General features: G+C 41.7%; 22 protein-coding genes. 9 read left to right on the forward strand and 13 right to left on the reverse strand.

Annotated elements, in window-relative coordinates; translation table 11 throughout:
• Positions 1-2: 2 nt before the first annotated feature.
• Genes DYH63_RS17585 through DYH63_RS17595 form a run of 3 tightly spaced genes read left to right on the forward strand, consistent with a single transcriptional unit; the run spans position 3 to position 2,476 of the window.
• Positions 3-236, forward strand: a complete 234-nt coding sequence (locus DYH63_RS17585) for a FeoA family protein (RefSeq protein ID WP_116790044.1) — start codon at positions 3-5, stop codon at positions 234-236.
• Positions 237-243: 7 nt separating this feature from the next.
• Complete coding sequence (gene feoB, locus DYH63_RS17590) at positions 244-2,352, forward strand: ferrous iron transport protein B (protein ID WP_116790045.1); 2,109 nt, start codon at positions 244-246, stop codon at positions 2,350-2,352.
• Between the two features lie 7 nt (positions 2,353-2,359).
• Complete coding sequence (locus tag DYH63_RS17595; protein WP_116790046.1) at positions 2,360-2,476, forward strand: FeoB-associated Cys-rich membrane protein; 117 nt, start codon at positions 2,360-2,362, stop codon at positions 2,474-2,476.
• 11 nt (positions 2,477-2,487) lie between these two features.
• On the opposite strand, the gene DYH63_RS17600 is transcribed toward DYH63_RS17595, so the two are convergent.
• A complete protein-coding gene (locus DYH63_RS17600) occupies positions 2,488-3,390 on the reverse strand; it encodes a histone deacetylase family protein (RefSeq protein ID WP_116790047.1) in 903 nt (300 codons plus the stop codon).
• Between the two features lie 232 nt (positions 3,391-3,622).
• Between DYH63_RS17600 and DYH63_RS21655 the strand changes: the two genes are divergently transcribed.
• The 4 genes from DYH63_RS21655 (at position 3,623) to DYH63_RS17620 (ending at position 8,506) form a co-directional block, all read left to right on the forward strand.
• Entirely contained in the window at positions 3,623-4,933 is a 1,311-nt protein-coding gene (locus tag DYH63_RS21655; RefSeq protein ID WP_240409028.1) for a DUF1963 domain-containing protein, read from the forward strand.
• Positions 4,934-4,976: 43 nt separating this feature from the next.
• Positions 4,977-5,699, forward strand: a complete 723-nt coding sequence (locus DYH63_RS17610) for an SIMPL domain-containing protein (RefSeq protein WP_116790048.1) — start codon at positions 4,977-4,979, stop codon at positions 5,697-5,699.
• Between the two features lie 281 nt (positions 5,700-5,980).
• A complete protein-coding gene (locus DYH63_RS17615; protein ID WP_116790876.1) occupies positions 5,981-7,720 on the forward strand; it encodes a carbon-nitrogen hydrolase family protein in 1,740 nt (579 codons plus the stop codon).
• 24 nt (positions 7,721-7,744) lie between these two features.
• Complete coding sequence (locus DYH63_RS17620) at positions 7,745-8,506, forward strand: NAD(P)H-binding protein (RefSeq protein WP_116790049.1); 762 nt, start codon at positions 7,745-7,747, stop codon at positions 8,504-8,506.
• 67 nt (positions 8,507-8,573) lie between these two features.
• Here DYH63_RS17620 and DYH63_RS17625 read toward each other — a convergent pair whose 3' ends face one another.
• From DYH63_RS17625 to trpS, 6 genes are all read right to left on the reverse strand, one after another.
• Positions 8,574-9,236, reverse strand: a complete 663-nt coding sequence (locus DYH63_RS17625) for a response regulator (RefSeq protein WP_162927081.1) — start codon at positions 9,234-9,236, stop codon at positions 8,574-8,576.
• A gap of 212 nt (positions 9,237-9,448) precedes the next feature.
• A complete protein-coding gene (locus tag DYH63_RS17630) occupies positions 9,449-10,543 on the reverse strand; it encodes an MBL fold metallo-hydrolase (RefSeq protein ID WP_116790051.1) in 1,095 nt (364 codons plus the stop codon).
• 81 nt (positions 10,544-10,624) lie between these two features.
• Positions 10,625-11,002, reverse strand: a complete 378-nt coding sequence (locus DYH63_RS17635) for a septal ring lytic transglycosylase RlpA family protein (RefSeq protein ID WP_116790052.1) — start codon at positions 11,000-11,002, stop codon at positions 10,625-10,627.
• A 1-nt stretch (position 11,003) separates the two neighbouring features.
• A complete protein-coding gene (locus tag DYH63_RS17640) occupies positions 11,004-11,489 on the reverse strand; it encodes a septal ring lytic transglycosylase RlpA family protein (protein ID WP_116790053.1) in 486 nt (161 codons plus the stop codon).
• An 82-nt stretch (positions 11,490-11,571) separates the two neighbouring features.
• Positions 11,572-12,012: a hypothetical protein gene (locus DYH63_RS17645; RefSeq protein WP_116790054.1), complete on the reverse strand. Its 441-nt coding sequence runs from the start codon at positions 12,010-12,012 to the stop codon at positions 11,572-11,574.
• 244 nt (positions 12,013-12,256) lie between these two features.
• Positions 12,257-13,228, reverse strand: coding sequence for a tryptophan--tRNA ligase (trpS, locus tag DYH63_RS17650; RefSeq protein ID WP_116790055.1), 972 nt, complete (start codon positions 13,226-13,228; stop codon positions 12,257-12,259).
• Between the two features lie 74 nt (positions 13,229-13,302).
• On the opposite strand from trpS, the gene DYH63_RS17655 reads away from it, so the two are divergent.
• On the forward strand, positions 13,303-14,046 hold the full coding sequence (locus tag DYH63_RS17655) for a lysophospholipid acyltransferase family protein (RefSeq protein WP_116790056.1): 744 nt from the start codon (positions 13,303-13,305) through the stop codon (positions 14,044-14,046).
• A 240-nt stretch (positions 14,047-14,286) separates the two neighbouring features.
• Here DYH63_RS17655 and DYH63_RS17660 read toward each other — a convergent pair whose 3' ends face one another.
• The 4 genes from DYH63_RS17660 to recA form a co-directional block, all read right to left on the reverse strand.
• Complete coding sequence (locus DYH63_RS17660; protein ID WP_116790057.1) at positions 14,287-16,056, reverse strand: outer membrane beta-barrel protein; 1,770 nt, start codon at positions 16,054-16,056, stop codon at positions 14,287-14,289.
• Positions 16,053-16,595: an RNA polymerase sigma factor gene (locus DYH63_RS17665; protein WP_116790058.1), complete on the reverse strand. Its 543-nt coding sequence runs from the start codon at positions 16,593-16,595 to the stop codon at positions 16,053-16,055. The genes DYH63_RS17660 and DYH63_RS17665 overlap by 4 nt, the downstream gene beginning before the upstream one ends.
• Before the next feature lie 17 nt (positions 16,596-16,612).
• A complete protein-coding gene (locus DYH63_RS17670) occupies positions 16,613-17,047 on the reverse strand; it encodes a hypothetical protein (protein ID WP_162927082.1) in 435 nt (144 codons plus the stop codon).
• 122 nt (positions 17,048-17,169) lie between these two features.
• Positions 17,170-18,174 carry a recombinase RecA gene (gene recA, locus DYH63_RS17675; RefSeq protein WP_116790060.1) on the reverse strand — a complete coding sequence of 335 codons (1,005 nt, stop codon included), beginning with the start codon at positions 18,172-18,174 and terminating at the stop codon, positions 17,170-17,172.
• A 158-nt stretch (positions 18,175-18,332) separates the two neighbouring features.
• Here recA and DYH63_RS17680 point away from each other — a divergent pair, with 158 nt between their 5' ends.
• Positions 18,333-20,285 carry a glycoside hydrolase family 97 protein gene (locus tag DYH63_RS17680; protein WP_116790061.1) on the forward strand — a complete coding sequence of 651 codons (1,953 nt, stop codon included), beginning with the start codon at positions 18,333-18,335 and terminating at the stop codon, positions 20,283-20,285.
• A gap of 14 nt (positions 20,286-20,299) precedes the next feature.
• On the opposite strand, the gene DYH63_RS17685 is transcribed toward DYH63_RS17680, so the two are convergent.
• Positions 20,300-21,070 (reverse strand): glycerophosphodiester phosphodiesterase, encoded by a 771-nt coding sequence (locus DYH63_RS17685; protein ID WP_116790062.1) that lies wholly within the window; start codon positions 21,068-21,070, stop codon positions 20,300-20,302.
• Between the two features lie 88 nt (positions 21,071-21,158).
• Positions 21,159-22,157: a helix-turn-helix transcriptional regulator gene (locus DYH63_RS17690; RefSeq protein WP_116790063.1), complete on the reverse strand. Its 999-nt coding sequence runs from the start codon at positions 22,155-22,157 to the stop codon at positions 21,159-21,161.
• Positions 22,158-22,195 lie beyond the last annotated feature (38 nt).

The raw sequence follows: 22,195 nt of genomic DNA on the forward strand, positions 1-22,195 counted from the left end.
AATTGAAAACAAATCTTTCATTACTCAAAAAAGGCCAAAAAGCCGTCATAACCGAATTTAATGTGGATGCCATTCCGCTAAAATTACTGGAGATGGGCTGTCTGCCGGGTAATGAAGTGCAACTGTTACAGATAGCCCCACTGGGCGACCCCATTTACATTAACGTAAACGACAGCCACGTGAGCATCCGTAAGGAAACCGCTGCCGAAATAGGGGTTATAATAATAACCGAATGACTTTTTAATGGCCGGCCAAACGATAAAGATAGCCCTTATAGGCAACCCCAACGTAGGTAAAACCTCTGTTTTTAACCAGCTTACAGGCCTTAACCAGCAGGTGGGCAACTACCCTGGTATTACTGTAGAACGCAAGGCCGGCACCTGCAAACTGCCCGATGGCAGCAAAGGGCTTGTACTCGACCTGCCCGGCACCTATAGCCTTAATGCCAGCTCTATGGATGAGAACGTGGTTATAGAGCTGCTGATGAACAAAAATGATAAGGATTATCCTGATGTGGCCGTAGTGGTCACCGAAGTAGAAAACCTTAAGCGTAACCTGCTACTATTTACCCAGATAAAAGACCTTGAAATACCTACCATACTGGTTATTAACATGGCCGACAGGATGGAGAAAAAAGGCATAGCGCTGGATATCCCCTATCTGGAACAACACCTCAACACCCGAATTGCTTTAGTAAGCAGCCGTAAGAACCAGGGTATTGACCATTTAAAAGACCTTATTGTAAGCTATAACGGATTAAGCACCCAACCGTGCCTTAACGCCAGCAGCATAGACCCGGACTATTTTAACAGCCTCAGAAAGATATTCCCAAGCCAGCTATTGTATAAACTCTGGCTGGTAATAACACAGGATACCAACTTTGGTATTATTGATATTAAAGAGCTTCAGGGCACATCATTCACCAAAACAAAACCGGAGCTAAAACGCCTGCAACAAAAGGAAACCATAAAGCGCTACCAGTTTATAAACGACACGCTTAAGGTAGGCCAAACGATAGATGCAGATAAGGCAAACGACCTTCGGGCAAAGCTGGACCGTGTGCTTACCCACCGTGTTTTTGGTTACGTGATATTCATGGCAATACTAATGCTTATCTTCCAGAGCATCTTCTCGTGGTCAAGCGTACCTATGGATTTGATAGATGAAGGTTTTGCATGGCTTTCTGCCTATACCGCTGAGCATATGGCGCCCGGCAAGCTGACCGACCTTATCGTGCAGGGCATTATTCCCGGCATAGGTGGTGTAGTAATCTTTATACCGCAAATTGCTTTCTTATTCCTCTTTATCTCGATACTTGAAGAAAGTGGCTACATGAGCCGTGTGGTTTTCCTTATGGATAAGATCATGAAACGCTTTGGGCTAAACGGCAAGAGCGTAGTGCCCCTAATATCGGGTACTGCCTGCGCCATACCGGCCATTATGTCGGCGCGAAATATAGAGAACTGGCGCGAACGCCTTATTACCATATTAGTTACCCCTTTTACTACCTGTAGTGCAAGGCTTCCGGTCTATACCATACTGATATCGCTTATAATACCGGACAGGTATGTGCTGGGTATTTTTAACCTGCAGGGGCTTACCCTCATGGCATTGTATTTGCTCGGGTTTGGTGGTGCACTGCTTGCCGCATGGATATTAAACAAGGTACTGAAGCTAAAGCATAAAAGCTTTTTTGTGGCAGAAATGCCCAATTATAAAATGCCGCTGTTTAAAAACGTAGGCATTACCGTGATCGAAAAAACCAAAGCCTTTGTAATGGGTGCAGGTAAAATAATCCTGGCACTATCGGTTATTATATGGTTCCTTGGTTCGCATGGGCCGGGCGATGATTTTAAAAATGCCGAAGAAATAGTAAAAGCCGACGCGCAGCAACGCGGCATCAGCCCTGAGGAGTGGGATGAAATGACGGCCTCTTATCAACTGGAGCACTCGTACATCGGCATAGCCGGTAAGGCAATAGAGCCTGTTATACGCCCACTGGGTTACGACTGGAAAATAGGTGTAGCCATAGTATCATCATTCGCGGCACGCGAGGTGTTTGTGGGTACACTGGCCACAATATATAACATAGGCGGTAACGATGCCGAAGACGAAACCACGATTAGACAGCGTATGGCTGCCGAGATAGATCCGCAAACAGGCGAAAAGGTATTTAACTTTGCATCGGGCATATCGTTACTGTTGTTTTATGCCTTTGCAATGCAGTGCATTAGTACATTGGCTATTGTTAAGAAAGAAACAAACTCGTGGATGTGGCCAACGATACAGCTTGTAGGCATGAGCGGTTTTGCCTATGCTGTAGCATTATTGGCATATCAATTGCTTAAATAAAAGTATTATGGTACAGGATATTATAGCATATGCACTGGTAATTACAGCCGTGGCATTTTTGGTTAAGAAATTTTTCTTTAAAAAGAAAAAAGCCGGCTGTGGTGATGACTGCGGATGCCATTGAGTTAAAAACAATCAATAATACAGATCTTTAGCAACGCGATACGTGTTTGTATGCGCCTCTATTATTATTTTAATATCAGGGCTGTAGCCGCCACCCATGCTGCATTGCACCGGAATATTTAGCTTGTTACAAAGCTGTAACACAACCTCATCCCGCTGTTTGCAGCCGGAAACAGAGCATCCCAGTTTACCTAGCTTGTCAGTCGATAAGATGTCTACCCCACTAAGGTAAAAGATAAAATCAGGCTTTTGTGTATCTATAAGTTTAGGTAAAATTTCACGCAAAATATTTAGATATTCATCATCTCCGGTATCATCAGGCAGTGCAATATCAAGGCCTGATGTTTCTTTTTTAAACGGGTAGTTGGTTTTGCCGTGCATAGAAAAGGTAAATACCGCATTGTCCCCTGTAAAAATCTCTGCCGTACCGTTGCCCTGGTGCACATCAAGGTCTACAATCAAAATCTTTTTAGCCAGGTTGTTATTGATAAGGTACTGTGTGGCAATGGCCTGGTCATTAAGCAGGCAAAATGCTTCGCCATGAGTGCTGTAGGCATGATGGGTGCCGCCCGCAATGTTAAAAGCAATACCGGTTTGCAGGGCTTTCTCTGCCCCCAGTATCGTTCCCTGTGCTATACGTAATTCCCTCTCTACCAGCGCCGCTGAAAGCGGGAAGCCCGTTTTCCGTGCTGCACGCGGGTCGAGCGTAAGGTTAAGTAAATCATTTACATAGTCTTTTTTATGCACCGCAAGCACATGCGACATATCAGGCATTCCCGGTTCAAAGAAATCTGCCTGCGCTGCTATACCTTCCAGCAGCAATTGTTGTGGTAGCAGCTCATACTTAAGCATTGGGAAACGGTGTCCTTCCGGTAGCGGATGTTTGTATATTGGATGATAGGCTATGGGGAACATGAAAGCAGTTTTGAGCAAAGATAAATTTTTATCTCCACCCTAAACCTTTTAATACAGGCATACATATTCTCCCCAATGTTATCTAATTAAGCTTAGTGTTAAAACGTTAATTTTTCTGTGTATCTTTCAGCCACTTTTTAAGGTAGCACCAACAATTGACTTTTATTTGATAGCTAATTGTTTATTATCGGTTGAAACCATCAGTAAACATTTACAAATAAACGACCAATATATGGAGGGTATTTTTTCATCATTTATGCTCAGGGAGGTTAGAAGGGGCTTACTGCATTTTGGCAAGATTGAGGTAATGCTCGAAGCGAATACAGGAACTGGTCTTAAGATTCTCGCAGATAATAGTAGCGCTCCATACGGAGAATTACAGCTTGAAAACTTACCTGACAAATGCTACGCTGCATTAGAAACAGCTATTACTTATGGTTTAACTTATGCTTATAATAACCTTAAAGAACATAAAGGACTTACAGTACATTTAAGAGGAATCGGGTATAGTAACCTGGATACAACACCTACTATTTTAGCATACGTTGCCATGCGGGTAATTATTGATAAAATCGAACATGAACTCAGTGAAGCACATTTAAAATCTTTAGAAGAATTGGTTTTTCAATGCTGGGAATATAGTTACTTGGCGCAACCTGATTTTGACAGATGTACAATTATGGCTGAAAGATTACCCTCAAGATACAAAACTGTAGGTAATCCAACTAAAGACCTTCTAATTAAAACATCTAAAATGAGCATCTTCAAAAAAATATCCGCCCTTTTTTCATCTGATAAAAATAATAGTTCTGATCAACTTAAAAAACTGGAGCAACTCGCTATTCCGTTATTGCGTGAAGCCACTAAAATTGAGGTACTGTCTGCAAGCCGGCCACCGGCAGACTCTACCCTGATTTCACACTTTGGCGGGCAACCCTACTTTGAGGCGGGTGCACAATGGCCGCAATCAGAAAGTGGCAGGCCTATGGAGTTTATCTTTCAGGTATTTAATGACGGTAGCTTAGCGCTGCCACCATCAATAAAATTAATTCAGTTTTTCTACGACCTTGATGCTTTTCCCTATGAAACGGACGACGACGGTTGGGTTGTGAAAATTTATAGGTCAATTGATACCACAGCACAAATTAAGATACCACAGCCTTATAGTGATATACCGGTTAAGTATTGCGAAGTACATTTTTCGCCTGTATCATCATTGCCCGACTGGGAAGGTCTTGATGTTTATGGCCCTGAAATAGCTGAACTTGCAGAAATTATTAACGACGACGAACCCTGGGAGGCTTATGATGCCGTAGTGCAAAAGCTAACGGGCAGTTCTGATTATCGTAGCCAGCTGGGTGGTTACCCTAACTGGGTGCAGGGCGAGAGCACACCTGAGAATAAAAAGGGCGCAAATGTAAAACTGCTGTTCCAGATTGATTCAGAAGAGAATGCCGGGCTTATGTGGGGCGACGTAGGGCTGGTATATGTCTTTTATGATGAAGCCGAAGACCGCCTTTGGTTTGAACTGCAATGCCATTAAAATTTTTGCGTTTATAATGTAAATCAACTTTAAAACCAATCATATGAAAAAACATCTTTGTTTGTTCCTGCTGTTAGCAGCGACTGCTTTTGCACAAACACCTAAACAAAACGGCGAACTTACTGCCGAAGGTATGTCTAGCATTAAAGTAAAGCCCGACGTTGTAAAACTAACGATAAGCGTGAGCAAGCTAAACGACTCTGAAAAAAATGCACTTAAGGAACTCAATGAGGAAGTAGCTAAACTGGAAGGCTTCTTTACAAAAGCAGGTCTGCCAAAAGAGAACATAAAAATTGCGGGGTATAATATTAATGATAATTACCGGGATGAAAAAGACAAAAAAGTGTACCAGGCTAATAACAGCCTTAACATAGAGATTAAACTGGACAACAGAGTACTTGATGCACTTTACGGCGAATTGAATACCGGAAATTATAAAGATGTTTCGCTTGATTACGAAACTTCGCTATCTGGAGAACTACAAAAAAAAGTACGTGCAAATTTGTTAGATAAAGCTATAGCGGATGCCAGGCAAAAAGCAGATGCTATTGCAAAATCATTAGAAGTTAAAATTTTGGGTATTAAGCATGTCTCTAAATATGGGCGCGATATTGTAGCAATGGCAAATGAGGTAAAATACCAGCCACTAGCAGCTGCATCTATGCAGGTAGAGGCACCACGGCCTGCTACTGTTTTTGCAAAATATGAAGTACAGGAAATAGAGGAGACAGAGCAAATTACCATTATTTATGAAATAGGGAAGTAAACTTTGTAGAGCATCACGTTAATATTAACCTCTCCTTAACCATCTGCAGGTGTTTACAAGCAAATTGGTTTTTGTATATTTACTAAACCGCTTTTTACCACGGAGAACACGAAGTTTTTCACAGGGGACACAAAACTGCACGGTCTCGGAACCAAAAATATCCATACAGCTTTGTGTTCTCTAAACTACGACGTAGTTCCCTCTTAGTGCACCTAGTGAAATCCTTTGTGTGCTTAGTGGTAAAATAAACCCTTGTGGTGAATAAAAAGAAGAAGAAAACAATGCAGGCAGAAATAAACAAAGTAGAACTTCGCAACCTGAGGGTTGAAGATTATAAAGAGCTGCGGCTCTCAATGCAGCATGCCTATACCGGCAGCGATATGGATATGGATGAGCCCTATTGGGGGCTGAGCGACATTAAGCGCCTGCTTAAAATATTTCCTGAAGGGCAGTTGGTAGTACTGGTAGATGGTAAGGTAGTGGGCAGTGCCCTGAGCCTTGTTGTAGACCTTAAAAAGGCTACGGCAAACCATACCTACGAAAAAATTACGGGCAACTATAGTTTTGACACCCACGATTATGAGGGTGAGGTACTATATGGCATTGATGTGTTTATAGATCCCGCTTACCGCGGCTTGCGACTGGGCAGGCGCCTGTATGACGCCCGTAAGGAACTGTGCGAGCAGCTTAACCTTAAGAGCATTATATTCGCCGGGCGTATGCCGCACTTTAATGAACATGCCGACGAAATTACCCCTAAGGAGTATATTGATAAAGTACGCCAAAAAGAGATATTCGACCCGGTACTGGCGTTTCAGCTCAGTAACGATTTTCACGTTATCAAAATCATGCGCAATTACCTGGAGGGCGACAAAGACAGCCAGGACTATGCCGTACTGATGGAGTGGAACAATATTTATTATGAAAAAGAGCCTAAGCTCATCAATGCCCGTAAGAGCGTAATACGCTTGGGCTTAGTGCAGTGGCAAATGCGCCCGCTGGCAAATGTAGAGGCACTTTTTGAGCAGGCTGAATTTTTTATCGATGCCGTTTCGGGCTATGGGTCAGATTTTGCCTTGTTTCCTGAACTGTTTGTGGCTCCGCTCATGGCCGATTTTAACCACCTTAGCGAGGCCGATGCCATTCGCGAAATTGCCCGCTATGCAGAGCCTATCCGCAAGCGTTTCCAGGAAATGGCTATTTCATATAACATCAATATCATTACCGGCAGTATGCCGTGGGTAGAAGATGGTGTGCTGTATAACGTAGGCTTTCTTTGTAAGCGCGACGGTACCAGCGAAATGTACACCAAGCTGCACATTACCCCAAATGAGGTAAATTACTGGGGCATGAAGGGCGGTACCGAAATTCGTACTTTTGATACCGACTGTGGTAAAATAGGCATCGTAATTTGTTATGATGTAGAGTTTCCTGAATTATCGCGCCTGCTGGCAGATGATGGTATGGAGATACTCTTTGTACCTTTTCTTACCGATACCCAAAACGGTTATACCCGGGTGCGCCATTGTGCGCAGGCACGCGCCATAGAAAATGAGTGCTATGTAGCCATAGCAGGCTGTGTGGGCAATCTTCCGGGGGTAAACAACATGGACATCCAGTATGCGCAAACGGCGGTGTTTACGCCTTCAGATTTTAGTTTCCCGAGTAATGGCATTAAGGCAGAGGCTACACCAAACACCGAGATGACCATTATTGTAGACGTAGACCTAGACCTGCTGCGCGAGTTACATGAATTTGGCAGTGTGCGCATTCTTAAAGACCGCCGCCAGGATTTGTATAAGCTCAAAAAAACGGCACTGGCACAAAGGCCGGAACAAAAGTCTGATCCGGGTTTGAACACAACTGAACAGGAAAATGATAAAACCACTGAGGTAAAGGCTATTCGCCAAACGGATGATACAACCATGAAGGCTGCTGCTGCAAAACCACCAAGGGCAAGTACTGCGCGCGCTGTCAAGGCTACCGAGCCAAAACCCACTACCCGAAGATCATCTAAGTAAGAGAAAAGGTTATATAAAAATGCTATGCAAATTTCAGTTTTAGGATGCGGATGGCTGGGGTTACCCCTTGCCGAAAAGCTTACAGATAATTATGCAGTAAAAGGCTCTGTAACCTCCCCAGAAAAAGTCGCCGTACTACAATCTAAAGGTATAGTGCCTTACATAATCGACCTTAACATACCAGATGCCGCAGTAATAGCTGATTTTTTAAGCGGGAGCGATGTGCTGATTATTACCATTCCGCCAAAGGTTAAAGCCGAAGGCGGCTTGCCTTATCCTGATAAGGTAGCGCAATTGCTGCCTTTTATTAAAGGTGCAGGCATTAAAAAAGTACTTTTTACCAGTAGCATCTCGGTCTATGCAGATGATGAGACGATTCCGCAGATTGATGAAACAACTACTCCAAATCCGGATACCGAAAGTGGCAAACAGGTTTTAGCTGCTGAAGTTGTATTACAAAGCTGCAATGATTTTGAAACAAGTGTGTTGCGTTTGGGAGGATTGATTGGGGCAGAGCGGCATCCTATATATCATCTTGCAGGGAAAAGCGGACTTGCTAATCCTGATGCCCCTACTAACCTTGCCAGTCTTGATACTGTACTTACTGCAATGCTGTATGTACTAAGGCATAATCTGTGGGGTATAACAGCACTGGTTGTTAACCCTGAACATCCTGCAAGAGCATTGTTTTACACCGCCGAAGCTAAAAGGCTAAATCTGCCCTTACCGCAATTTAACCACGACTTGCCTTCAAAGGGTAAGTTAATACTGGGAAGTAAATGCTAATAACATAAAAAATACCCGCAGGCATAAACCATACGGGCAGTTAACAAAATATAATTGGGGGGATGCTCTATATAAAACCCTGTGTACGGGCTTCGTGTATCAGGTCTTCATCATTACCTTCTATTTCTAACAGGCGCTTTATCTTGTATTTACGCTTTTCTATGGCACTTTCACTAAGCGGTATGTAATTGCTTAGGTTTTTGTTCTTAATGCCTTTAGCTAAAAGCAAAATAATGCGCACGTCTATGTCTTCCAGCACTATGCCTTTTTTGCGCCGTTTAAGATAGTTAGATATGGCCTGGCTGTAAAAGGTATTGCCGTTAAGCACCTCCTTAAAAGCCTGGGCAAGCTCTTCAGTACTGCAATCGCTTTTATTTATAAAACCTTCCGGATCTATAGTGTTTAAAATACTGCCAATGATGTCGATTTCTTTGTGCATGGTCATTAAAATGATCTTGCAGTCAGGCATGGTTTCCCTTACCAGCCTGGCAAGGTCTGCCCCGGTGTGCAGCTGTTGGTCTTCATACTGGGGTATGCTGTAATCTATGAGTGCAATATCAAAAGGCTTGTGATGGTTGGCCGATATCACTTTATAGCCTGTTTTGCAATCTCTGGCCTTTACAAACTTCAGTTCGCCGTGGTTATGGTCAAGGTTTTGGAACATGTAATGGTAACCTTCCAATACCACAACGTGATCGTCTATAGCAAGCACGTGTAATTTTGGATTCAAAATGGGGGGCGTTTATAATTGGTGGGACAAAATTAAATTTTAAATGAATATCTAAGTTACGGATTTCCCGTAATTATGCCCCTAAAATTAATTTTTTAAAGCGAGAATAAACAGGTTTTTAATCTGAAATTTAACAATTTATATATCAAAATTACCACTTTATAACGTTGTAGTTATATCAAATTTAAAACGAAAGGATTTATGCCTTTTTGCTAAGCTAAATTTTCCCACCAACGGGCAAATTTTGCGGGTCCGTCAAAGTAAACTTTCTCGCCAATCATGGGTGTTAATATGGGCATTGCTTCTTTTTCGGCAGCTGCGGTAACACGTTTTATGGGTTCGTCCCAGTCGTGTAAGGCAAGCGAAAATTTAGCCCAGTGCACAGGCATCAATTTACGTACACGCAATTGTTTGGCGGCGGTAATAACCTCCTCCGGCATCATGTGTATGTATTTCCAGGCAGGATTATATTGCCCGCATTCCAGCAGGGCGAGGTCAAAAGGCCCATACTGGTTTCCTATTTCTTCAAAGTGTGAGTCAAAGCCGGTATCGCCTCCCAAAAAGAATTTGTGTAAAGGTGTTTTAAGCACCGCCGATATCCACAGGGTTTTATTGCGTTTAAGGTCGCGGCCGCTAAAGTGCCTGCCCGGGGTGGCAGTAAAGTTAAAGCCATCGTCAAAGCTTACAGACTCGTACCAGTCAAGCTCTGTGATTTTTGCAGGATCATAACCCCAAAATTCCAAATGACAGCCCACACCCAGGCCGGTAATTACACGCTTCACCTTTGGCAATAACGCCGTTACAGTTTTATAATCAAGGTGATCCCAGTGGTCGTGAGATATAAAGAGGTAATCAATATCAGGCATATCGGCAGCGTTGTAAGCATCACTGCCTGCAAATGCTTTAGTACCGTTTACGGGAGAGGCCTTTCCGCTAAAAACAGGATCAGCCAATATGGTTTTGCCATCTGTCTGGATAAAGTAAGAAGAATGCCCAAACCATATCAGCACATTTTCTTTGGGCAATAGCCCTTTAAGGTCATTTTTTACGGTGGGCAGTGGCCTGGCAGGCTTACTTCGTTTACTTTTATCAAAAAAGAAACGGTACATTATTTTACCAAACGATTCGCCTTCGGCAAGCTGCGGCGTGTTGCTTAGGTTTTCAAAAGCTTTTAATTGCGCATTGTAGTTAGGAGATGCCTGTACTTTTCTAAGTCTTTCATCTTGTGGTTTATCGCCAAATTTTGGCTGCTTAAAAAACACAAAAACGGCAAGCAGGCACATTGCCACTATGGTAAGGGTTATCATTGAACGATATTTTCATTCAAAAATACTAAAAAAGAAATGAGGGCTGTTACAGTATACTACGCTAAAGTGAATTTTAGAGCGTTATTTGGCTATTTCAAGGGTCACGGTAAGCTTACCCTGGTTCTTGTTGTCAGAAATCTCCATAAAAGCTTTTTTGCTCAGGTCAATGTCATAGCCTTTTGTAAAAGGACCACGGTCGTTAACGGTTACAATAACCGATTTTCCATTAGCATTATTAGTAACTTTTAGTTTAGTACCAAAGGGTAGTTTTTTGTGTGCGGCAGTAAGTTTGCTGTTACTGAATTTTTCGCCGCTGGCGGTTTGTTTACCGTTAAACTTATCGGCATAATAGGTGGCTACTGCTTTTTTTTCAAATGTGGTGTACGATGCATTTTTAGAGCTGCCACAACCGGCCAGCACAATAAGCATCAGTAATAAAAAAGCCGCTTTTTTTGCCATATTATGCTTTCTCGATAATTTCTATTTTAACTTTAAAACTGCCAGAGCCTTTATTAGAAGCTATTTCCATAAAGGCCTTTTTAGTAAGGTCTATCTCCAGTTTCTTGCTGTAAGGGCCACGGTCGTTTACCTTAACGTCTACAAACTTTCCGTTTTTTTCGTTGGTAACGCGCAGCATGGTGCCCAGTGGCAACCTCATGTGTGCAGCAGTATATTTTGTATTGTGAAAACGTTCGCCGCTTGTGGTTTTGCGTCCGTTAAACTTATCTGCGTAATATGTAGCCATACAACTGGCTTTGTATACCGTAAGTTTAGATGACGAAGCTTCTTTAACTTCTTCATCTTTGCAGGCTACCTCTGTAGTATCGGCCGCCTTTAATTCAGTTTTTGTTGTAGTTTCATCTGTAGCAGCGGGGCTGCCCGACGAAAAGCCTGTTAATATAAATAATAACACTGCTGTACTGAAAATGATAATACTATTCTTCATAGATAATATAATTTTTGTCCGTTAGGTTTAACAATTAACATGCCAATGAACGCTAAGGCCGTTTAAAGGCCAATTTTACCGGTTAGCTTAACCAGGCGCTCCACGGGATCCTGCTTAATAGCAGCACAAGCCCAATGGCATACATAATGGCGATTTTTTTAAATTTCGCCTCGCTCGTTTCAGCTTTTTTGTGTTTTGACCAACCTATGGTTATCAGTACAATAGCAATGATATTTACAAGCGGGTGTTCTACAAGATAAAGCCTTAAAGTACTATCTTTCATGGCAGCGCCCATACCACCTGCCTTAGCGGCATCAAGGTAAGGCGACAGGAAATACATAATCATCCCAAGCAAAAACTGTACGTGTGTAAAAATGAGTGCGATGAGCGCTATGGTACGGTCGTTCTTACCAAAAGGTTTTTTTCTCGAAAGCCCCACAACGGAGTTTAAAACCGCTAGTAAAAGGAAAATCAATACGCCGTAAGCCCAATATGAATGCAGCTCTTTAATGTCTGGGTACATAGTTTTTATAATTGTTCAGGATAGCAAATATAGGCAATACATGTAATAAAAACTGCACGAAAACTATGTTAAGGTATTAAAAATGAGTTTTTTAGAAGCATTCTAAATAACAATACAGCTAACAGTCAGCGTTTTACAAGGATAAAATAACAACGCCACATGCAATACTGCATATGGCGTTATAATGATTGTTTATAATTTTTAAACAGGATACTGTAATTAAAAATGCAATTGATTACTGCTACTATTCATAACCCATCTTCTGCCTTACACGGGCAAGTACACTATCGGCCTGAGTACCGGCTTTAGCGGCCCCTATTTTTAAAAGAGCATCAACCTCTTGCAGGTTTGCCATATAGTAGGCATATTTTTCTCTCACGTTTTTAAACTTTTCGCATATAAGTTCAAAGAGTGCAGTCTTGGCATGGCCATAGCCATAATTGCCCGCAAGATATTTTTCGCGAAGGGCCTCGGTTTGTTCCGGTGTGGCAAGTAGCTTGTAAATAGCAAACACATTATCAGTATCCGGATTTTTAGGATCCTCTAGCGGAGTACTGTCGGTTTGTATTGCCATTACCTGCTTTTTTAATGCCTTGTCATCCTGGAATATGTTGATAAAGTTATTACGGCTCTTACTCATTTTTTCGCCATCAGTACCGGGAACAATTTTTGTTTCCTCGCTGCTAATACCTTCAGGCAATACAAATGTTTCACCCATCTGGTGGTTAAAGCGGCTGGCTACATCACGCGTTATTTCTATATGTTGCATCTGGTCTTTACCCACAGGTACAAACTCAGCATCATATAATAAAATGTCGGCCGCCATAAGCATAGGGTAGGTAAACAACCCGGCATTAACATCTTCAAGCCTGTCGGCTTTATCTTTAAACGAATGCGCAAGCGTTAACCTCTGGAAAGGGAAAAAGCAGCTCAGGTACCAGCTTAGCTCTGCTGTTTGTGGTACATCGCTCTGGCGATAAAATACAACCTTATTAATATCAAGTCCGCACGCAAGCCAGGTAGCTGCAACACTATAGGTGTTTTCACGAAGGGTTTTACCATCCTTTATCTGCGTGGCAGAGTGTAGGTCAGCTATAAATAAAAACGATTCGTTTTCCGGTTTATTTGCCATTTCTATGGCCGGAAGTATTGCTCCTAAAAGGTTGCCCAGGTGGGGCGTGCCGGTACTTTGTACGCCGGTTAATATTTTTGCCATTGCTTAAAATGAATTTTGCACAAAGGTAACGGTTTTGTTATAAAATCTCAGCCGAATTACTACATTTGGATTATATGAAAGCCCTTAAATACATTTTCTGGACGGTGTACCGCATTTGGTTCTATATACTCATGGCCATACCCATTATTATATTATCGCCTTTTCTTATACTTACACTATCCTGGGATAAAACCTACCCGCTGTTTTTTATCATGGCACGTGGCTGGGCACGATTTATTTTGTTTGGCATGGGTTTTTGGACAACCATAAAACGCGAGCAGGATTTTGAACCCGGCAAGAGCTACATGCTTGTAGCCAACCATACCAGTATGAGCGACGTGATGCTGATGCTGGCCATTTGCCCCAACCCGTTTGTGTTTGTAGGCAAGAAAGAGTTAGCTAAAATTCCCATCTTTGGGTTCTTTTATAAGCGCAGCTGCATACTGGTAGACCGCAACAGCAGCAAAAGCCGCTTTGAGGTATTCCAGAGGGCGCAGGCGCGACTAAGCCAGGGGCTGAGCATTTGCATATTCCCCGAAGGCGGTGTACCCGATGATGAGACTGTATTGCTTGATGAATTTAAAGACGGTGCTTTTCGACTGGCTATAGACCACCATATTCCCATCGTACCTATGACGTTTGCCGATAATAAAAAACGTTTTTCATTCAGCTTTTTTAGCGGAAGCCCCGGCAGGATGCGTGCAAAAGTGCATCCTTTTATTGCTACCGAAGGCCTTACGCAGGAGGATAAAAAGGAATTGAAAGATAAGACTAGGGAGGTAATTTATGAGCAGTTGGTGAAATTTGGGAGGGAATAAATTTTAAACCTGAAAGGTTATAAATACAAGTATTGAAATATTTTACCGGAAAAATTTCGCCCTGATCCTTGGCCTTACATTTAAAGTCAGTATCACATACTCTAAAGGCTTACACCTGTAAAACATTGAAAATAAACATCTACGAATTTCAGGATATACATTTGGCTTTTAACCAAAAAATAAAAGCGCCCTTTAACCAAAGGCGCTTTTAAACTTAACTACTTAGGCTAACCAACAAGCCTAAAAACTAAAACTAATGCCAGAATACAGGCCTATAAAATATGGCTTAAAGTTGCCTGCATCCCTGCTAAAGGTATTGACCTGGTATTTAAATGTAGGTTCAAAGCTTGCTTCAAAAGCCCTGAAAAACCTGTATTTAAAACCCACGCCGACGTTAGTACTAAAATGTATATTATTCAGGTTAGCTGCTTCGCCCACACTAGTGCTCAGCCCCTGTGTACTTACCACGCTTACATTATTCTGGTTCAGGAACAGGGTACTAACCCCACCAATAAGTTCTATACCAAACTTTTTATTAATAACCGCATACGACATTTCTATCGGTACTTCAAGATAGCCTGTGCGTTGCACCATCGATCCGTTGTAGGTATCTGCTGTAGATACAAACGCCGCATCTGGTGTGCTTGCCTGGCCCTCAATTTTATCGTGTACCACAATATTAGCATTTCTGGCCTGTGGTAAAATGTTGTTAGTAGACCCGCCTAAGGACGCGTAAAACTGCACATCCTGAGTGGCATAATTAAGATTTACAGTATTGATACCGCTACGCAACTTAAGCCTGCTTGTAACAGCATAGTTTACACCTACACCCATACTCAGGTCGTTATTAAAACTTTTTGAATTAGAGGCAAACTGCCCGTCTATAGGCGAACCCTGAGACAGTGAGTTGTAGAATACCGGAGCCACCTGTGGCTTTATGTTCCACTTGGGTGTGTTATTTTCGGCTACCTGCTCTTCTTTCTTACCCTCCTCTTTTTCGCGCAATAATTTTTCCAGTTCGTTTTCTTTTACCGGTTTTACGGTATCAACAACTGCTACAGCCTGCTCAACAGGTGTATCCTTTTCTATAACAGGCACATTGGTATTTACCCCACCTGATATTTTTTTTTTGGCAGGAGTATTATTATCCTGAAGGCTATTTTTACCTGATACACTATTTTGGGCAACAGTGGTATTTTGATTTTGGGATACGCCTAAAATCGAATTTGCTTTGCCCGATACCGTGCCATTGTTACCTACTGCACTTTTATCATTCTCTCTATTTTTTACAGTGCCACTGCCTGCTGCAACAGCATCGTTTCTCTTACCATAAATATCAACAGAGATATTACGGCTATTGTTTTTGGTTTTATTCTTATCTGTGCTATTGCCCCTACGCCTGTTGCCTTTTGCAGCATCTGCCTCTGCAACGGCATCATTTGTTGTACTTACCGGGTTATCATTAATATTTTGTTTTGCACTATTATTTTTTGAACCCGCTTTTGTGTTTGCCTTACGGGATGCCCCTGCTACAGCATTATCATTATCACTATTATCAAAACCATTACGCTTAGCGCCGGGAGTTGCACCTGTAGTATCATTACCATAAACAGAATGCTTGCCTCCATTCGTGTTATTATTTTTATCCGCATCTACAATTGCGCCGTTACTATCTGCCGGACGAACAATTCCTTTTTCAAATCCGGGACCGGCAGGTGCTATTTTATCAGACGGTAAGCCACCGGGCTGTAAAACAGGTTTAGCCCCATGCTCTATAACCACGCCGTTTTTACCGGAATCTACACCCTTAAGGTAAGGCCACGAAATAAACAGCCCCACCAGCAGTACGGCTGCAACACCACCCAGCCTAAACCAGAGCGGAATAACGCGGCGTTTCTTTTTTTGCTGCAGGGCATCATGTATGTTCTCCCAAACATACTCCGGTGGTGCAGTTTCAAAATCTTTGAACTGCTCCTGGAAAAGCCTGTCTATGTTTTTCTTTTCACTCATTTTGCATTCGGTAATCTCTTGCCCTGGTGGGTTTCGATCTTTTCTTTAAGTATCATCCTTGCACGGGCAAGGTTAGATTTAGAGGTGCCATCTGTAATACCCAGCATCTCTGCAATTTCTTTGTGCGAATACCCATCGGTTACATACAGGTTAAACACCATGCGGTACCTGTCTGGTAATTCCTGGATTATCTTTACCAAAAACTCCATCGATATGTCGTCTGCCTCAATCTCTACATCAGCCTGATCGGGCATGTTTTCGCTTACGAGGTCAAAGATACCCTGGGTACGGTATTTTTGCAAAACGTTGTTTACCATTACCCTTTTTGCCCAACCCTCAAATGAACCCTGAAAACGGTATTGGCCTATTTTATCAAACAGGATCAGGAAACCATCCTGAAGGTTATCTTCGGCATCGACCCGGCTACGGCTGTACTTTAAGCACACCGCAAAAAGCTTTGGGGCCAGCAGGCGATAGAGTTGCTCCTGGGCCTTAATGCTGTTAGCCTGGCAATCTTTTATGATTTGATCTAACCCCAATCGTTCTGCTGTTAATATTATGGCCCTACGGGCACCGTTACTTCAATAAACTGATCCTGGCCATATGTGTCCTGGCTCTTGTAAAACTTAAATGTATAGTGGTCTACTGCCTCAAACGGGCACTGAAAATTAAACGTTGCCACATCTGAAGCCGTGCTTTGCACCGGGTTACATTGTGTATTTGCCAAAACTATGTTTTGTATGGCTATGGTAATAGTATTGCCACTACGGGTTGCATAAAAACCGTTATCAAAATGACAATCGTCCGGGCGTTTATAGTAAATGGTAAATGGGTACGACTGTCCGCGCTTAAAATAAGCGGGAATCGATACACTATCTGCAGCCACAAAGTCAATATCGAAATTTACTTTGGGGTCGTTGTCTAACGAGCAGGACGCAAGCATAAGGGCCATCGTCAAACTCCCGGCAAACAACATTAAAAATCTCTTCATAAAACGTTTGTAATAAAATCTTTATCTCCTTATTGCTGTAGATGCAAAAAACTGCTTTGGGTTGCGTACAGCACTTATAAAAATACAATAAAAAAACCCGGAACAATCCGGGTCTTAAGTTTTTAGTCCATATTTTCTTTAATGGCCTCCTTTATTTTCAGTTCCACCTCATCGGCCAGTTCAGGATTGTCTTTAATCAATGCCTTAACAGCATCGCGCCCCTGCCCCAGTTTGGTATCGCCGTAGCTAAACCATGAACCCGATTTCTTGATGATCTCAAACTCTACTGCAAGATCCAGTATTTCGCCTGTTTTACTAACACCCTCGCCATACATAATGTCGAATTCGGCGGTTTTAAAAGGCGGCGCAACCTTGTTCTTTACTATTTTTACCTTGGTGCGGTTACCTATTACATTGTCGCCATCTTTTATTTGCGATGACTTACGGATGTCAAGCCTTACCGAAGCATAAAACTTAAGTGCATTACCACCCGTGGTCGTTTCAGGATTCCCAAACATAACACCAATTTTTTCACGAAGCTGGTTGATAAAGAATACCGTACAGTTGGTTTTGCTTATGGTACCTGTAAGCTTACGAAGCGCCTGGCTCATAAGGCGGGCATGAAGACCCATTTTAGAGTCGCCCATTTCTCCTTCAATTTCGCTCTTAGGTGTAAGTGCAGCAACCGAGTCGATAACCACAATATCTATAGCGCCAGAGCGTATAAGGTTCTCAGCAATTTCAAGTGCCTGCTCACCGTTATCAGGCTGCGATATGATAAGGTTTTCTATATCTACATTAAGCTTTTGGGCATAACCGCGGTCAAAAGCGTGCTCAGCATCAATAAAAGCAGCAATACCACCGGCCTTTTGCGCCTCAGCAATAGCGTGCAGTGTAAGAGTGGTTTTACCCGAAGATTCCGGTCCGTATATCTCTATGATCCTGCCACGTGGGTAACCGTTTACCCCAAGAGCAAGGTCTATACCAAGTGATCCTGATGGTATGGCCTCTACCTCTTCTACAGCGCGGTCGCCCAGTTTCATTACGGTACCTTTGCCATAGGCTTTATCTAATTTATCCAGCGTAAGCTGTAATGCTTTTAATTTAGCTTCTTTTTCTCCACTCATGGTGCTTTGTGTATTTTGAGTAAAAGTAATTCCTTTTATTTGATATTGCAATATTAAGAAAATAATCTTAATTAAGAAAATATTTTCTTTTAAATTTTTTATTGCACTATTTTTTTGCTAAAACGTTTTAGTTTATATATTTGTTCAAAATATTCAAAATGAAACTAAAATTTGTTCTAACAGCATTTCTTGTAATGGTTATTTCGTTAAGCGTAAATGCTCAGAATTCATTTGAACTGCTTTCGCCGGACAAAGCTGTTAAAGTATCTATTACCATTAAAGATAAGATATATTACACTTTATCTCACGGTGGTAACAAGCTAACAGATAAGAATACTTTATCGCTCTCACTCAAAGATGAAGTACTCGGAAATAACCCCAGGCTGAAAGACAGTAAGAAAGGCTCAGTTTCAAAACTTATCAAGCCTTTAGTGCCCTTAAAATATTCCTCGGTACCTAACAACTATAACTACCTGACTCTAAATTTTAAGAACAAGTTTAGTGTAGAGTTTCGTGCGTTTAATGATGGCGTGGCGTACAGGTTTATTACATCTAAGAAAAATGACATTGAAGTAGTTGATGAAGAATTTAAACTTGCCATTCCTGACGATTATCTATTGCATTTACAAGCTACCGGAGGGTTTAAAACTGCTTATGAAGAGAAGTATGCAACCACCGAAGCTAAAGACTGGAGAAATGCAGATAATATGTCTACGCTGCCGTTTTTAATTGACACAAGAAAGGGATACAAATTACTTGTAAGCGAATCTGACCTTAGTGATTATCCATGTATGTTTCTGGGAGGCAACAATAACGGGGTTGTTTCTAAATTTCCAAAGGCGCCTCTTACTTTCGGTCCCGATGGCGACCGTAGCCTGAAAATTACAAATGAGGCTACCTATATAGCAAAAACTAAGGGTACACGCACATTTCCGTGGCGTTATTTTGTAATATCAAAAGAGGATAAACAACTGCTGGAGAATTGTATGACCCTTAAACTTGCACCCCAAAGCAGCGCAGACGATTACTCATGGGTAAAGCCGGGACAGGCAAGCTGGGAATGGTGGAATGATGCTGCTCCCTATGGCCCGGATGTAAATTTTGTATCTGGCTATAATCTTGACACGTACAAGTATTACATAGATTTTGCTTCAAAATTTGGGGTAAAATATATAATAATGGATGAGGGATGGGCAAAAACAACCATTGACCCTTACACGCCTAACCCTGAAGTTGACGTGAAGGAAATTATAAGATATGGAAAAGAAAAAAATGTAGGGGTTATCCTCTGGCTTACGTGGCTTACCGTACAAAACAATATGGACGTTTTTGCAACGTTTGAAAAATGGGGCGTAAAGGGCGTTAAAATCGACTTTATGGAACGAAGTGATCAGGTAATGGTTAACTTTTATGAAAATGTGGCGCGCGAAGCAGCAAAGCACAAACAGCTTATAGATTTTCATGGTGCGTTTAAACCTGCGGGGCTGGAATACAAATACCCGAATGTAATATCATACGAAGGTGTGAGGGGCATGGAGCAAATGGAATTTTGCCCGCCCGATAACAGCCTCTTCATTCCTTTCATACGGAATGCTGTAGGCCCTATGGATTATACTCCCGGAGCTATGATAAGCATGCAACCGGAAGTGTATAAAGCAGCAAGGCCTAACGCTGCCGGTGTGGGCACAAGAGCCTACCAACTTGCCTTGTTTGTAGTTTTTGAAAGCGGACTACAAATGCTGGCAGATAACCCGACATTATATTACAGAAATGAAGACTGCACTAAGTTTATAACGAGCGTGCCTACCACTTGGGATGAGACCCATATAATCGAAGCAAATGTAGGAGAGGTAGCTATTGTTGCAAAGCGTAACCAAAACAAATGGTTTATAGGCGGTATTACCAATGGCCATAAAACGTCGAGGGAGTTTGCCATAAATTTTGACTTTATCGAAAAAGGCAAAACCTACACAATGACCTATTTTGAAGACGGCATTAATGCTAACCGCCAGGCAATGGACTACAGAAAGAAAACCATCACGGTACATTACGGTGATACAATAAATATCGCCATGGCAAAAAATGGTGGATGGGCAGCAATATTAGAATAATGCCCTAATTGTAATTATTTTTTCACCACCTCAAACAACAACTCCGGCTCATTGGTAGTAATGTACTCTACTTTTTGGCTGATAAGGTTTTCCATTTCGGCACGGTCGTTCACAGTCCAGGCATTTACGGTAAGGCCAAGTTTATGTGCTTCGGCAATCCAGTTAGGGTGCTCTTTGTAAACACTAAAGTGGTAATCTAATCCGGTATAGCCGGCAGCTTTAAGTTCGGCGGGGGGTTTGTTGCCTTCCAGATATTGTATTTTGGCTTTTTTGTCCAGCTCATGTATGCGCTTGCCTACTTCATAACTAAAGCAAATGTACTCTACCCATTTGGTTGCCTTTAGCTTTTGTACCATTGCTACGGCGGCGCTAGTAACTTCAAGGGCACGTTCAGGGCTTATCCGGCTGGTCTTGATTTCCAGTATCAGCTTGGTCTTTTTCTGTTTCATGCCTGCTGCAAGGTAAGCCTCCAGCGTGGGGATGCTCTCGCCGTTAGGGTGCTTTTTAGTCAGCAGTTCAGCATAAGTACTTTTTTCAATATCGAGTCCGTAAAAGTCATGGTCATGGTTTACTACCAGAATATCATCTTTGGTAAGGTGCACGTCGAACTCAGCACCGTGGCAGCCTTCTTCAATAGCTTTGTTTAACGATGCAATAGAGTTTTCGGGCAGGCCGTTGGTTTTCCAGGCACCACGGTGGGCTACCACAATATTTTTATTAAACTGTGCTACAGCGGTAAGGGTAAACAGTAAGGCAAGACTTAAGGAAAGGATATGTTTTTTCATGGGTTTACGACTTGGGTTTTGTGGCTGCAAAGATAATCATTAAGTTACAATGGTATATTATATAAGGGTTAAGGCCATTTAGGAATGTCTACAGTGTATAATTTTTCAACGCTTTTCTAAGTTTATGCACCATTCGCAGTCGTAACTTTTCAGGTTGAATTATTTGTAGCGAATCGCCAAATCCTAACAGCAATCTTTCCAGCTCATAGTTAATCTGTACGCAGATTTTAAAAACCGTCCCTCCCTCCTTTTCTTCCACTACAACTTGCGAATGATGAAAGGGCTTGGTTTTTACATAGGGCGCGTTAGATTTTTCTACAAAAAAAATTATATTCCTGCCCCTTTGCCTTTCTGAAACCGTTACTCCTATAACCTCCCTGAAAAAATTATCAGGATCTATCTTTTTATCGTTATAAACTTCATCTTCTAAAACGTCTATTTCCTGCATCCTGTCTAAGGCAAGGTTTATGATCTTTCCCTCTTTCACACCAAATAAAAACCATCTGTTATTATATTCTTTCAAAAATTGTGGATGAATGGTGAACGATGAAAAATCTTTTGCCGAAAAGCTACGGTAATTAATATTCAAAACCCTTTTATTCAAAATACTCTGATACAGTATATCTATAAACTCCAGTCCTTTTAACTGATCATTTTTATCAAGATGAATAATAGATTTCTCCTGGACTGAATGTATTGAGTTTTCTAATTTTTGTAGAACCCCATTCATTTCAGAAAACATCGAAAAATCTTTAAACTGTTTCAGTATCTGTATAGCATTATTCATTGTTTTCAGGTCGTTTTCATTGACCGATATATTATGAATACTGTATTCAGGATCGCTGTAACGGTAGTATTTTTTCTCATATACTTCAATAGGCGCCTCATAGCCAAATTTTTCGCTGCGCATATTCTGTAAATCTGCCTGTATAGTCCTTTTACTAATGTAGGCTTCTTTGCCTTCAAACTCAAATAAGGCTTCAGAACACTCGTTTATAAGATCGTCAAGCGTATACTTTTTAAATTTATTGCTAAGGCATTTATCCAGTATCTTATAGCGTATCAGGGCATTTTTATTTGAAGACATTATTTTTTTTCATAAAACTACAAAAAAACATTTATCTG

The sequence above is a fragment of the Flavobacterium psychrotrophum genome (genome assembly GCF_003403075.1).
In the GTDB taxonomy this organism is placed as follows: Bacteria; Bacteroidota; Bacteroidia; order Flavobacteriales; family Flavobacteriaceae; genus Flavobacterium; species Flavobacterium psychrotrophum.

Bases quoted from the DNA above. Each gene is read 5' to 3' on its own strand.
- DYH63_RS17685 (WP_116790062.1), bottom strand. From the start codon at position 21,070: ATGAAAAAACATATCCTTTCCTTAAGTCTTGCCTTACTGTTTACCCTT.
- DYH63_RS17640 (WP_116790053.1), bottom strand. From the start codon at position 11,489: ATGAAGAATAGTATTATCATTTTCAGTACAGCAGTGTTATTATTTATA.
- DYH63_RS17600 (WP_116790047.1), bottom strand. From the start codon at position 3,390: ATGTTCCCCATAGCCTATCATCCAATATACAAACATCCGCTACCGGAA.
- DYH63_RS17645 (WP_116790054.1), bottom strand. From the start codon at position 12,012: ATGTACCCAGACATTAAAGAGCTGCATTCATATTGGGCTTACGGCGTA.
- trpS (WP_116790055.1), bottom strand. From the start codon at position 13,228: ATGGCAAAAATATTAACCGGCGTACAAAGTACCGGCACGCCCCACCTG.
- DYH63_RS17655 (WP_116790056.1), top strand. From the start codon at position 13,303: ATGAAAGCCCTTAAATACATTTTCTGGACGGTGTACCGCATTTGGTTC.
- DYH63_RS17610 (WP_116790048.1), top strand. From the start codon at position 4,977: ATGAAAAAACATCTTTGTTTGTTCCTGCTGTTAGCAGCGACTGCTTTT.
- feoB (WP_116790045.1), top strand. From the start codon at position 244: ATGGCCGGCCAAACGATAAAGATAGCCCTTATAGGCAACCCCAACGTA.
- DYH63_RS17595 (WP_116790046.1), top strand. From the start codon at position 2,360: ATGGTACAGGATATTATAGCATATGCACTGGTAATTACAGCCGTGGCA.
- DYH63_RS17690 (WP_116790063.1), bottom strand. From the start codon at position 22,157: ATGTCTTCAAATAAAAATGCCCTGATACGCTATAAGATACTGGATAAA.
- DYH63_RS21655 (WP_240409028.1), top strand. From the start codon at position 3,623: ATGGAGGGTATTTTTTCATCATTTATGCTCAGGGAGGTTAGAAGGGGC.
- DYH63_RS17680 (WP_116790061.1), top strand. From the start codon at position 18,333: ATGAAACTAAAATTTGTTCTAACAGCATTTCTTGTAATGGTTATTTCG.
- recA (WP_116790060.1), bottom strand. From the start codon at position 18,174: ATGAGTGGAGAAAAAGAAGCTAAATTAAAAGCATTACAGCTTACGCTG.
- DYH63_RS17670 (WP_162927082.1), bottom strand. From the start codon at position 17,047: ATGAAGAGATTTTTAATGTTGTTTGCCGGGAGTTTGACGATGGCCCTT.
- DYH63_RS17660 (WP_116790057.1), bottom strand. From the start codon at position 16,056: ATGAGTGAAAAGAAAAACATAGACAGGCTTTTCCAGGAGCAGTTCAAA.
- DYH63_RS17635 (WP_116790052.1), bottom strand. From the start codon at position 11,002: ATGGCAAAAAAAGCGGCTTTTTTATTACTGATGCTTATTGTGCTGGCC.
- DYH63_RS17615 (WP_116790876.1), top strand. From the start codon at position 5,981: ATGCAGGCAGAAATAAACAAAGTAGAACTTCGCAACCTGAGGGTTGAA.
- DYH63_RS17630 (WP_116790051.1), bottom strand. From the start codon at position 10,543: ATGATAACCCTTACCATAGTGGCAATGTGCCTGCTTGCCGTTTTTGTG.
- DYH63_RS17620 (WP_116790049.1), top strand. From the start codon at position 7,745: ATGCAAATTTCAGTTTTAGGATGCGGATGGCTGGGGTTACCCCTTGCC.